This window comes from Bacterioplanes sp. CLAM21 (assembly GCF_059641015.1).
In genome coordinates, this window is sequence record NZ_CM184929.1 from 454,802 (window position 1) to 466,180 (window position 11,379).

The following is an 11,379-nucleotide window of genomic DNA, read 5'->3' on the forward strand; positions in this document are numbered from 1 at the left end:
TTTATACGTGGCTGCTGACATGAATATGGCCACCCAGGCGATAGCGATCACCTGGATGAATTAAGCTGGCAAAGCTCACAATGCCGGCCTTAGAAAATGTTCGACGGGTAATGTTTAAACAGGGCTGGCTCTCGGCAATGGCCAGCTGCTTGGCTATGTCTGGCGTTGGTAACAGTGCCTCAACGATATGATCGGCTTCGGTGAGTGGCGCTACCTGGGATAAATATTCGTTGGGAGTAATGCTGCTGAAGTCTTGCTGTACATATTCAGGTGCCAGCTGCGGATTAACGTAGCGATCTTCGTATTGAATGGCGCGACCATTTTCAAAAAACACCAATACTGAATGAAATACCCTGGCAGGGTGTTGCAAGCCAAGCCAATAGGCCTGCTGTTCGTTGGCTTCAACCTGCTCTAAGGTCACCACTTCAATTTGGCATTGATGGCCGCGCTCACGAATCTCATCGGCGATATTGCGAATCTGCAGCATCGAACTCATGGGGCGACTGTCGGCAACAAAAGTGCCCAAGCCTTGGCTGCGCAATAGGAACCCGGCTTCCGACAGCTCATCCAGTGCCCGTCTGGCAGTCATACGGCTCACGCCAAACTGCTCGGCCAGTTGGTTTTCGGAAGCAACCTTACAGCCAGGCTGTAATTCTCCATGCTCTATTTGCTGTAACAAGTGCGATTTGATTTGCGCGTATCTGGGCTGGGCCATAGTTATCCCCTGACGATTACCTTCATGCTACTTGTCTACTCTTGTATATACAAGTAGGCTGGAAGGGTCTAATAGAGCTGGCCGTAATGCTATGAAAATCGATTATTTGATTGATAACGTTAATCTAGTGACCTTCGCACAAGCGGATAATCAAGGCGGTTTGCCGGGCATGGGCGAGGACGATTACGGCAGCTGTACCCAGGCAGTGGTAGCCATTGCTGACGATAAAATCGTGTTTGCCGGTCAGCTGCCTGGCAGCACCGACGACTGGCTCACTAGCCAGGGCTATGACGTCAAACAGCGGCTCGATGCCGGCGGCCAATGGCTGACGCCTGGTCTGGTCGATTGCCATACCCACCTGGTGTTTGGCGGTAATCGCGCGCAGGAATTTGAGTGGCGTTTGCGCGGTGAAAGCTATGAAGACATTGCTCGCAAAGGCGGTGGCATTGTTTCCAGCGTGAGCCATACCCGAGAGTTGAGCGAAGAGGCGCTGTTAAAACAGTCCGAGCCGCGTTTACTCCGGCTACTGGAAGAAGGCGTCACTACGGTAGAAATTAAATCGGGTTATGGCCTGGATACCGAAACCGAATTAAAAATGCTGCGGGTGGCGCGTGAATTGGGCCGACGCCATGCCGTGACCGTAAAAACCACCTTTTTAGGTGCCCATGCTGTGCCACCTGAGTTTAAACAGCGCAGCCATGGCCAGCAGTGTTATATCGATTATGTCTGCCAGGATATGCTGCCAGAAGTCGCGCGCCAGGAGCTGGCCGATGCCGTGGATGTGTTTTGCGAAGGCATTGGTTTTACCCCACAGCAATGTGAGCAGGTATTTCAAACGGCGGCCAAATTGGGCTTGCCGATCAAAGGCCATGTTGAACAGCTGAGCGATTTAAAGGGCGCCGTGCTGGCGGCCCAGTACCATGCGTTATCGGTCGATCATATCGAATATCTGGCCGAGGCCGATGTGGGAAAACTGCAAGGCACAGTCGCGGTATTATTACCGGCAGCGTTTTATTGCCTCAATGAAAAACAACGACCGCCCATCGCTGCCCTCAGGCAACATAATATTCCCATGGCCGTGGCCACCGACTTAAACCCAGGCACAGCGCCACTGGCGTCGTTATTAACGGCGATGAATCAGGCCTGTATTTTATTTGGATTAACCCCCGCTGAGGCGTTAAAAGGCGCGACGTTGAATGGTGCCAAAGCGCTGGGGTTAAAGGATGTCGGTGGTATTCAAGCGGGTATGGCGGCCGATTTGGCCTTGTGGGATATTCAGCATCCGGCGGAGCTGGCCTACGGCGTTAATTTTTATCGTCCAACTCAGGTATGGCATCAAGGGCGGTTACGCAACAGCAATATGCAGGAGGCAATATGAGTCAGGAATTTGATCAGTGCTGGCAGGGGCGCATCGACGCCGAAGACGGCGATCAGGGGTTGCGCTGTCATCAAGTGGTAAGGCCCTTCGATGCCAGCAGTCAGCCAGGTGTGACCCTTGTTGGTTTGGCCTCGGACTTAGGCGTGCTATATAACCAGGGCCGACCTGGGGCAAAACAAGGCCCAATAGCGATTCGCAAAGCCATGGCCAGCATGGCCTGGCACAGCGATAAACCCTTGCACGATGCTGGCGATATTGCAGTGGCGGCAGAATCAAACCTGGATGCCCTGGCTCAGGGTCAGCAGCAATACGCGCAGCAAGTGGCTCAAGCGCTGACTCAGCAGCAGTTTGTTATTGGCTTAGGCGGTGGTCACGAAATTGGCTGGGCCAGTTATCAGGGCTGTCGGCAATACCTAGATGACCAACACCACACGTCGGCCAAGGTCGGTATTTTAAACTTTGACGCCCATTTTGATTTACGCAAACCGGCACCCGGTGCCCACTGGGCCGGCAGCTCTGGCACGCCGTTTTATCAGGTCAGCCAAGATTGTGCTCAGCGTGGCCTGGCATTTAAATACGCCTGTTTAGGCATCAGTGAAGCGGCCAACACCCAAGCGCTGTTTAACTTTGCGCAACTAAAAAACGTATCTTATGTGTTAGATGTGGATTGCAGCACGGAAGCAAACCAGGCATTAATCAATAAATTTCTTGCTGATATAGACTACCTCTACGTTACCATTTGCCTGGATGTATTGCCGGCCGCCACAGCCCCGGGGGTGAGCGCACCATCGGCACTGGGTCTGCCCTTGATACAGATGCTGGCGGCATTAAAAGATATTCAACAGCAATGTCAGCAGCATAACGTACGTTGGCTGATGGCCGATATCGCCGAGCTAAATCCAGATTATGATATTGACCAGCGCACCGCAAAGGTCGCGGCGCGGTTGGTGTATGAGTTGATGAAACTGCAAAGTTAATAGTCGTGATCGCAAGCGCTGCTTTTTTGCTCTGCGTGGCGCTTAACAAAAAACTCACCTCGCTCTCGTACCGTTGGGGAGTCGTCGCGTGCGAACTCATGTGCCAAAGCCAAGTAATCCGGATTGTTATAGTCTCGGCTAGCAATTATCTTTTCAGCTGCGATCCGGCGCACGAAAGATGATCGATCAAGAGCTGCTTCTTTGAGTAAGACCTGCCATGGAATGTTAACCGATACATGGCGGTCGCCTAAAATAGTTCGGCATCTTCTCAAACCGGAAGTTTTATCCACTACCTCTTGCTTGCGCTCTTCCACCCAGCTGGTTTTTGACTCCAACAGAACTCGATAGGCTTTAGCTCGCAGCGTAGGTTGGATGGATTCAGTTGCAACCTGATGTAGATAAGCATCTAAAATATCAACACGGCTCACTTGCGTGAAAATCGTGCTGGTGGGTCCCGTCCTTGATTGAATTAATTGACTAACAAACTTCTCTTCGACACCCTTGATTGCTAGGATCTTTAACAGCATTATGCGGCCATAATGTCCAATGCGCTGCCAACTAGACCAGGTTGATAGTGCCGCCATGAGTGCTTCAGCAACATCTGTTGGGTCGGATAGAAGTGCAATATCCATGACAGTATCGTAAGCGGCCGCTCTTACTTGCGGAACCCAGTCATTGAACCTTCTCAAAGCAAAGTACATTAGCAGCTTGCTCGGAATGGGGCCAGATAACAACCTTAATGCTTTCTCACGCCGATAGCCGTCGCTGCTGATAATATCCAGCCAAGTGATGGAAAAATCCATACCATCGGCATGCGCTATTCTAACCGAGTGAACGTCATCCAAATCGTACTGGTAGCGGATTTCTTGCTCCAGCTTAGCCATATTTTTTAGCGGTAGCTTTGCAGTTGCAGCAGCTATCTCTCTAGGGTTATGGTGCACGCATGCTAAGACCAGCTCACGAACTAATAGGCGAAGATCTGTATCCACTACTTGCTAAATCCGTACTGACTTATTTACCACGAATACTAGAGGGCCGATGCTTTTCAGGCCAGTAGTTCTTTGACTGCGGCAAGTTCGACCTTCGAGCTATCTGCTAGCAAATCACCTCAACTATCGAGTTTGCGCGCCACCAAAAAAACACAGTTGGCCTGGCCATGGCTCCACTGTTGTTGAATATCAAAGCCAGCGGCGTTAACTTCCGCCAAAAAGTCTTTCTGCTTGCTAAAGCTCACTGCCGGGGCTTTGTTCAGCCACTGCATGATTTTAATCGCTGGGCGCAAATACCACATGCGGTCCGCCAGACACGCCGTGCTGGAAATAAATAGACCACCGGGTTTTAGCAAGCGCTGAATATTTTGCAAAGCTGCAGCACGATCTGGCACCAGGTGCAATAAATTGAGCGCCAAAATCATATCGAAGCTGTTCTCAGGGGCATCAAAGCTGTCGATGCTGGCCGCTTGGAAATCAATATTATTAACGCCTTGCTGTTTGGCTTTATCGCGGGCGATGGCGATCATGGCGGGTGATATGTCGCTGGCGGTAATATGAGCCACGTGGGCGGCGTGCTCCAGTGCCGTTGAGCCGGTACCACAGCCAAATTCCAATACCTGCATATCGGGTTGCATCAGCGCCTGGGTAGCGGCCAGCTTGCGAGCGTAGGTATCCGGGTCGGCAATGGCTTGCTGGCTGTAGCGTTGAGCGGTTTTATCCCAAAAGTCGGTCGATGTGATGGCCATGTAGGCGTCCTCGTGTAGCTGTTGGTGATTATTTGACCATACGCAGATGAAGGATAGAATACGGATATCTGCAGGTTAGGTATGCATAAATCGATGAACTGGGATGGCGTTGGCTTTGATTGGAACCAGGTACGTGCCTTTGTTGTGGCGGCCGAAGAAGGCTCGTTATCGGCTGCGGCACGGGCACTGCAGCAAACCCAGCCGACCTTAAGCCGCCAGGTTACGGCGCTGGAGCAGGCACTGGGCGTGACCTTGTTTGAACGCGGCCATCGCCAGTTACAGCTCACCAGCGCTGGCGTTGAGTTGCTGCAGCATGCCCGCTCCATGGCCGAGCAGGCCAATCGCATGGCACTGGCAGCCTCTGGGCAATCCCAGGCGATAGAGGGGCGAGTCTGCATTACCGCCACCGAGCTGTTGGCCACTTACCACCTGCCGAAAATATTGTCTCGTCTGCGTGAACAAGCACCTGGCATTCAAGTGGACGTAGTGGCGTCCGATCAACTGAGAGATTTATTGCGCCGCGAGGCCGATATAGCCATTCGTCATGCCGAGCCGCAGCAACCGGAAGTGATTGCTAGACGATTGGGCAATCTACATGGCCGTATTTACGCGGCCCGTAGTGTCCTTATTGAGTTGGGTATGCCGCAGAGCTTTAACGACTTGGCTGGCCAGTTATTTATTGGCGTGGATGACAGTGCGGCCATGTTGGAATACTTAGCGCAGCTAGGCTTGTCGTTAAAGGCCGAGCAGTTTCGCATACAAACCGGCAGTGGTAACTGCATGTTACAGCTCATTCGTGAAGGTTTAGGATTTGGTTTTTTGCCACATGATATTGGCGAATTATTTGAAGACTTAGTGGCAGTGTTACCGCAGCAATTTAACCCAGATATTCCTATTTGGTTGGCTACCCACCGTGAACTTCACACCAGCCAGCGTATTCGTCTGGTATATGACCTATTAGCAAAGGAACTGAGCACAGTAGTTGATCGATAGCTATACGAAAATATTAACGTCGAAATACTCGCCAGCGAAATATCAGTGCTTGGGCCAAAGCAAACACTGAGAAAAAAATAGCTAGGTTAAGGCCGCTATAGAGGATCATGGCGATAAAAAACACAGCAACAGCCAGCAAATACCAAATCACTCGGCCTTGGCCATATCGGCAGCTTAAATAATGGGTGGGCCAACCAATGCAGCACCAACCCGCAAGCGAAATCACGCTAAAGAATACCAGCAGGGTGATACTGGCCAGTGCCAATCGTCGTAGTGATTCGACTATATCTTGAAAGTCGAGCTGTACTAAAAAAACAAGAATAAAAGGTAGAAAAGTAACCAGTATGGAAATAACCGTGCTACTAAACCATCGACCTAACGGCATACGCGACACACTTGTTGATTTAGTCTGGCTGTTTTGCGCCGTTTACACCGCATATGCACCACCTAGCATTAGGTGTAAGGGGTACATGGCATACCACATAAGCCCTAATGCCAGAGCAGCGCATATCGTTGTAATACGCAAAACATAAGGTGTTTTAAATGGTAACACGGCTATCAGCCAAAAACCGAATAACAGTGACGTGATCAGAAACCATTTGCGGCCAAAAGCAAATGCCATTTCACTCCAAAGCGGCATACCACCCTGGTAAAAAACACTAAATATGGTTTGGAATTCAGCAACAACATCAGGGTCTTGCCAAAGATAGGCCATCCCTCCTTGAGCAAGGATGCACAACAAGCAAAATACAGCGATCAGTATTCTCATCAGGACCCTGAGTTATTCGGATATTAGCAATCTATCATCCGCCTTTTTAAACGGATTTTCTAGTCGCTGCTAAAAGCGATTGACGCTGGTGAGTGTCTAATCGACAGGAGCTTTGCAAGTATGAATGTGTTGGAGGGGCCAAGCCCCTCGCAGAAGGTTTAGCGCAACTGCAGCGATTTACCCGCGCCACGGCGTACCGCTTGCCACTCATCGAGTGTGCGTGCCGCTTCTTCCGCTGGTAGCTGCATAAGCACTTCAAAAAAGTCTTCTCGCAACGGGCTTTGCATAACATGTTGACGCTGATGGGCACGTACCACGTATACGCTCTGTACATTTTGATGGTCGAAGGCACGCCAGTATTGCTGGTCTTTTAAACCGATATAGCGATGACCTTCTAGGGCTTTAATCAACGCTTCGGTTTTAAGGCTGCCGGCCCGCTCGGCGGCTTGTTTAAATTGATAAACAATGCTGTAGGCCGAAGCGGCCGAACTAGAGGGGTAGGTATTAAAGCGTTTAACAAAGGCATTGACGAAGGTTTGACCCTGTTCATAGCCGTATTTGCCGGGTACTTGCCAACTCCAGGGTACGGCGCCGATTACGCCTTCCATAATGCTGGCACCGGCACGCCGAGCCATGCCGTGGGTAAGGTTAGGCACTATGATGGTCATGGAGTCTTTGAGACCCATACGCTCAATTTCATTCAGGGCATTGACCATATCGTCACCAAATTGCACCAGCATTAATACTTCTGCTCCGGAGTCCTTTGCCTGTTGCAAGGCCAATTGAAAATGGCTGGCACGTGGTCGTGGATAGTGGGTACGAACGCCAGGGTGCTGTTCAGTATTCTCGGTACCGGTAAAGTTACGCAGCGATGCCTCGGTGGAATGCCCCCAGTTATAGTCGGCAGTGAGGTAAAACAGTCGTTTTCCTTGCAGCTCATCTTTTAAATAGCGAGCCAAAGCCTTAGCGGCCATCCAGGCGTTATAGCTTTCACGAAACATATGGCGATGACCTTCCACCCCAGTGGTGCCATTGGCATAGGTCAGAGTGCCAAAATAGATGCGTTTATGTTTCGCCGCTTGCTTGCCGGCGGCGACAGCAACAGCACTGGAAGCACCACCAAATAACATCACCGCGCCTTGTTTTACCAGCTGGTCGACGTTCTCAATGGCTTTATCCGGTTTAGATGCACTGTTGGCGGTTAATAACTCCAATGGTCGGCCATTCAGTCCGCCATTGGCATTGATTTCTTCAACGGCTAATAAAGCACCTCGGGCTTGGGCCAAGCCTTGCTCTTGATAGCGACCGGTACTGGGATAATTAAGGCCTAATTTAATACTGTCAGCAGCCCAAACAGCCGGGCAGATACAACAGGCAAAAAACACTAGCCAGGGGTGAAAACGGCGCATGAGTAACTCCTTCTAACCGCCTTATTGTTTTGATTGCGGATTGGGTCGGTGCGATGATGAACGCGCCACGCATAATGTCGGAATTGCCAGCGGTGGGCGTTAGGGCTTTGGTCGCAGGTCAATTGCGCTAGAAAAATATCCAGGTCTCAGTCATTTGGCTGAAAGCGGACGATATTTTGTTCGGTATTGACTGATTAAAAGTGTTTAACCGTCTGTCAGCCAAGGGATAAGGGGCTGCGGTCGGCCAATGGCATAACCTTGTAGAAAATCAACGCCCAACTCTTTTAATAATGGAATGCTTAGCTCGTCTTCAACAAACTCGGCCACCACAGTCAGCTTCTGCTGACGCGCGACCTGACAAATACTGCGCACAATCGCTTGATCTGCCAAGTTGCCACGAATATCGCGTATAAATTGGCCGTCGATTTTAATGCAGTCAAAGTCAAACTGCTTAAGGTAGGCAAAGCTGGCCAGCCCAGTCCCGAAATCATCCAGTGCAATACTACAGCCTAATTTACGCAAACCTTTTATCAGCTGAGTAGCTGTTTCCATATCGGTAATGTTTTCGGTTTCAGTGATTTCAAAGCGCAGCTGTTGTGGCCTAATTAGACACTGCTGCAAGCGCAGACGAATAAAGCTTAAGGTATCGTCGGCGGATAAACTGGCGCCAGATAAATTAATTGAGCAACAGGCGACTTGCTCAGCGGGCAGCTGTTGCAAGGTTTGATCGATGACCCAGCGATCGATATCCACCATTAAACCGGATTGTTCTGCTACGGGTAAAAAGGCCCCGGGGCTAATGATTTGCCCTTCGTCTCCGGCTAATCGTAACAGTACTTCGAAATAGTGCCCCTGGCTTGTGTGGGCCAGCGGTCGAATAGGTTGCGCAAACAGCAGCAAGCGATTATCGCGTAAGGCCTGACGAAGACGATGAAAGATTTGTGCATTACTGTGCTGTTGCGCAACTAACTCGGCGCTGTCGGCCAGCATGTACCAGCGTCTGGGTTGCTGGCTGGCCAAATACGCCACCTGGGCCGCTGCTTGTTGGTATTGACTGGCGCTGTCTAGCTGGCCATCTATGGCAATCAATGCGAACGCCAAACGCAGTCGCAGTGGCTGCTGCTCGATATTAAAGGCTTGTTGTTCCAATCTAAGTTGCAGCTGGCGTAGTTGGCTGAGCAGGGCATCGCGATTGTGATCTGCTGATGGCAGCAAAGCAGCAAAATCGCCCTCATGCAGGCGGAATATGTGGCTGTGCTCGGGTAGCTGCTGTTGTAGTCCCTGTGCTAGTTCCTGTTGTAATTGTTGCAGTGCCAGCAAGCCAAATAGATCGGTCATAGGGCCGATATCCATCATGCGTATATACAGCAGCAGGCCTTGTTGCTTGCGCTTTAGCCGTTGCTCCAGCTGCTGCCTGAGGGCTCTACCATTGCCGAGCTCGGTAAGGCTGTCGGTGACGCTTTGACGGCGAAAATGCTGCAACAAACGATTGCGCTCTTGGGCAATGACATTCACCAATTGGGCGGCTAAGGTCACGACAATTGCCAGAGCAATGGCTTCGAGTAGATCTCGTACGCTGCCGATGGCGGTCAGGCCAGCCCAGCCGCGTAACAAGGCCACGATTAGGCCAATCACCAGCAGTGCGATTAATAAGGTACTGCTACTGGCAGATGCGCGTAAAAAGAACCAAAACAGTAAAGGGAAATACACCAATAATGCCAGGCTGGCGTAGGTGGGGTTTTGCAGTAGCTTAAAACCCATGGTGAGTGTGACTAAAGCAACAAATAAAGCCCCCCAAATACGCATCGACAGTGGAGAAAAATCGCTTTGTAGTTGGCGTAAAAAGGTACTGCGTTGCACCACTAAGGCCAGTAATAGCGGTAGAAACAGCAGCATTCCTAAGGCTTCAAAGGCCCAATAAGCCAACCAGATATCGAGCCATTGGTAGGTCTGATCGATGGTCGGCAGTTGTAGCATGCTCCAACTGCCACCCAAGGCCACCACGGCGCTGGCCGTCAGTACCGCCACCGCATAAAACAGCGATAACTGCCGCACCGAGCTGGCGCCCTTACTAGCGAGGCGTTTGTTCAGGCTTAAGCCCCAGCCGGCTAAGCCGGCCCCGGCGGCGGTAGAGATCGCCAAGCCAGCAGACACCTGCAGCGAATACTGTTGGGAGAAATAAGACCACAGCGCCAGCGTAAGTACCTGAATGGCAAACAGTCCACGCTGACCTGTCATCCAGCCAACACAGAGCCAAGCGGTGACGGGCCAGATAGCTGAGATCGCGACGTCGCCCACGCTGAACCAGCGTGATGCTTCTGCCATCAGCAACAGGGCAAATGGCATGAGCCACTGTTGTGGGCGTGCAACGGTTTCCTTGTTGAAACTGGTGGCGTCGGTGAGCATTGAGGGGTCCTTGTGCATCCCTCTAAAGCTAGCAGAGATGACTGTTTCTGCTGGCTGCTCACCGATGGTTGTAGCAGGCCCCTCGCACTGGCGAAGAGCCCAGCTGCCTACCGATATGGGTTTGTGTTAGAGCTCGCTGCTGCCGTTGGAGTGAATAGTCATCTGCGGGAATGGAATTTCAATACCGGATTCATCAAAGCGCAGTTTGATGGTTTCCATCAGCTCAAACCTTACTGGCCAGTAATCGCTGGCATTGACCCAGGGGCGCACAACAAAGTTGACCGACGAATCGGCCAGCTCAGAGACCGCCACCGTATGGGCCGGTTCTTTCAGAATTTTTGGGTGTTGCTCTAACAGATCGATCAGCAGTTGCTTGGCCAGACGTAAATCACTGCTGTAGCCGATACCAATCACCAAGTCGATACGACGCAGTTTTTCTTCTGAGTAGTTGGTCATGGTATTGCCGAATACATTGCCGTTAGGCACGGTCACTACGCGGTTATCCGGCGTGGTTAAGCGCGTACTGAAAATGGTAATGCGGCTGACCGAACCCGCCACGCCATCGACTTCGACATAATCGCCCACTTTGAATGGCCGAAATAAGATCAGCATGGTGCCGGCGGCAAAGTGCGACAATGAGTCTTTCAGTGCCAGACCCACGGCTAAACCTGCAGCACCCAGGAGCGCTACTAACGAGGTGGTATCCAGCCCCAATTGCGACAGCGCCAGCACGATCACCAACAGCGTCAGTGCTGATCCGGCCACTGTGGTTAAGAACTCCGCCAATATTGGGTCGAGCTTGGCTTTACGCATGGTACCTGCGGCCATACGGGTCAGCATCTTGGCCAACATACGACCGATAACAAACACCAAAATGGCCATCAGCAACTGCATGCCCCAAGGCAGCACATAGCCGTGCACAATCACATCGGGGTTGATGGGGAACTCCCAGTTCATACGTCCTCCAGACAGCGTCAGCGCTGCAATAATGTTG

At 51.3% G+C, this 11,379-nt stretch carries 11 protein-coding genes; 3 read left to right on the forward strand and 8 right to left on the reverse strand.

Annotated elements, in window-relative coordinates; all coding sequences use genetic code 11:
- Position 1: 1 nt before the first annotated feature.
- On the reverse strand, positions 2 to 715 hold the full coding sequence (gene hutC / locus AC55FS_RS02145; RefSeq protein WP_496934420.1) for a histidine utilization transcriptional repressor HutC: 714 nt from the start codon (positions 713 to 715) through the stop codon (positions 2 to 4).
- A 91-nt stretch (positions 716 to 806) separates the two neighbouring features.
- On the opposite strand from hutC, the gene hutI reads away from it, so the two are divergent.
- Positions 807 to 2,093 (forward strand): imidazolonepropionase, encoded by a 1,287-nt coding sequence (hutI, locus tag AC55FS_RS02150; protein ID WP_496934421.1) that lies wholly within the window; start codon positions 807 to 809, stop codon positions 2,091 to 2,093.
- Positions 2,090 to 3,070 carry a formimidoylglutamase gene (gene hutG / locus AC55FS_RS02155; protein ID WP_496934422.1) on the forward strand — a complete coding sequence of 327 codons (981 nt, stop codon included), beginning with the start codon at positions 2,090 to 2,092 and terminating at the stop codon, positions 3,068 to 3,070. The genes hutI and hutG overlap by 4 nt, the downstream gene beginning before the upstream one ends.
- Here hutG and AC55FS_RS02160 read toward each other — a convergent pair.
- Together AC55FS_RS02160 and AC55FS_RS02165 are read right to left on the reverse strand one after the other, a co-directional pair.
- The gene (locus AC55FS_RS02160; RefSeq protein WP_496934423.1) at positions 3,067 to 4,059 is read right to left on the reverse strand and encodes a hypothetical protein; all 993 of its coding nucleotides are present in this window, start codon (positions 4,057 to 4,059) and stop codon (positions 3,067 to 3,069) included. The two genes, hutG and AC55FS_RS02160, sit on opposite strands and share 4 nt — an antisense overlap.
- 119 nt (positions 4,060 to 4,178) lie before the next feature.
- Positions 4,179 to 4,808 (reverse strand): class I SAM-dependent methyltransferase, encoded by a 630-nt coding sequence (locus AC55FS_RS02165; RefSeq protein ID WP_496934424.1) that lies wholly within the window; start codon positions 4,806 to 4,808, stop codon positions 4,179 to 4,181.
- An 81-nt stretch (positions 4,809 to 4,889) separates the two neighbouring features.
- On the opposite strand from AC55FS_RS02165, the gene AC55FS_RS02170 reads away from it, so the two are divergent.
- Complete coding sequence (locus AC55FS_RS02170) at positions 4,890 to 5,801, forward strand: LysR family transcriptional regulator (RefSeq protein ID WP_496934425.1); 912 nt, start codon at positions 4,890 to 4,892, stop codon at positions 5,799 to 5,801.
- Between the two features lie 13 nt (positions 5,802 to 5,814).
- Here AC55FS_RS02170 and AC55FS_RS02175 read toward each other — a convergent pair whose 3' ends face one another.
- The 5 genes from AC55FS_RS02175 to AC55FS_RS02195 form a co-directional block, all read right to left on the reverse strand.
- Entirely contained in the window at positions 5,815 to 6,186 is a 372-nt protein-coding gene (locus AC55FS_RS02175; protein ID WP_496934426.1) for a hypothetical protein, read from the reverse strand.
- A gap of 42 nt (positions 6,187 to 6,228) precedes the next feature.
- Complete coding sequence (locus AC55FS_RS02180; RefSeq protein WP_496934427.1) at positions 6,229 to 6,570, reverse strand: hypothetical protein; 342 nt, start codon at positions 6,568 to 6,570, stop codon at positions 6,229 to 6,231.
- Positions 6,571 to 6,728: 158 nt separating this feature from the next.
- Positions 6,729 to 7,979: an ABC transporter substrate-binding protein gene (locus AC55FS_RS02185; protein WP_496934428.1), complete on the reverse strand. Its 1,251-nt coding sequence runs from the start codon at positions 7,977 to 7,979 to the stop codon at positions 6,729 to 6,731.
- A gap of 204 nt (positions 7,980 to 8,183) precedes the next feature.
- A complete protein-coding gene (locus tag AC55FS_RS02190; RefSeq protein ID WP_496934429.1) occupies positions 8,184 to 10,385 on the reverse strand; it encodes an EAL domain-containing protein in 2,202 nt (733 codons plus the stop codon).
- A 126-nt stretch (positions 10,386 to 10,511) separates the two neighbouring features.
- Positions 10,512 to 11,342: a mechanosensitive ion channel family protein gene (locus AC55FS_RS02195; RefSeq protein ID WP_496934430.1), complete on the reverse strand. Its 831-nt coding sequence runs from the start codon at positions 11,340 to 11,342 to the stop codon at positions 10,512 to 10,514.
- Positions 11,343 to 11,379: the final 37 nt, after the last annotated feature.

Coding starts and splice junctions, on each gene's coding strand:
- AC55FS_RS02170 (WP_496934425.1), top strand. CDS start 4,890: ATGCATAAATCGATGAACTGGGATGGCGTTGGCTTTGATTGGAACCAG.
- hutG (WP_496934422.1), top strand. CDS start 2,090: ATGAGTCAGGAATTTGATCAGTGCTGGCAGGGGCGCATCGACGCCGAA.
- AC55FS_RS02185 (WP_496934428.1), bottom strand. CDS start 7,979: ATGCGCCGTTTTCACCCCTGGCTAGTGTTTTTTGCCTGTTGTATCTGC.
- AC55FS_RS02190 (WP_496934429.1), bottom strand. CDS start 10,385: ATGCTCACCGACGCCACCAGTTTCAACAAGGAAACCGTTGCACGCCCA.
- hutC (WP_496934420.1), bottom strand. CDS start 715: ATGGCCCAGCCCAGATACGCGCAAATCAAATCGCACTTGTTACAGCAA.
- AC55FS_RS02180 (WP_496934427.1), bottom strand. CDS start 6,570: ATGAGAATACTGATCGCTGTATTTTGCTTGTTGTGCATCCTTGCTCAA.
- hutI (WP_496934421.1), top strand. CDS start 807: ATGAAAATCGATTATTTGATTGATAACGTTAATCTAGTGACCTTCGCA.
- AC55FS_RS02175 (WP_496934426.1), bottom strand. CDS start 6,186: ATGCCGTTAGGTCGATGGTTTAGTAGCACGGTTATTTCCATACTGGTT.
- AC55FS_RS02195 (WP_496934430.1), bottom strand. CDS start 11,342: ATGAACTGGGAGTTCCCCATCAACCCCGATGTGATTGTGCACGGCTAT.
- AC55FS_RS02165 (WP_496934424.1), bottom strand. CDS start 4,808: ATGGCCATCACATCGACCGACTTTTGGGATAAAACCGCTCAACGCTAC.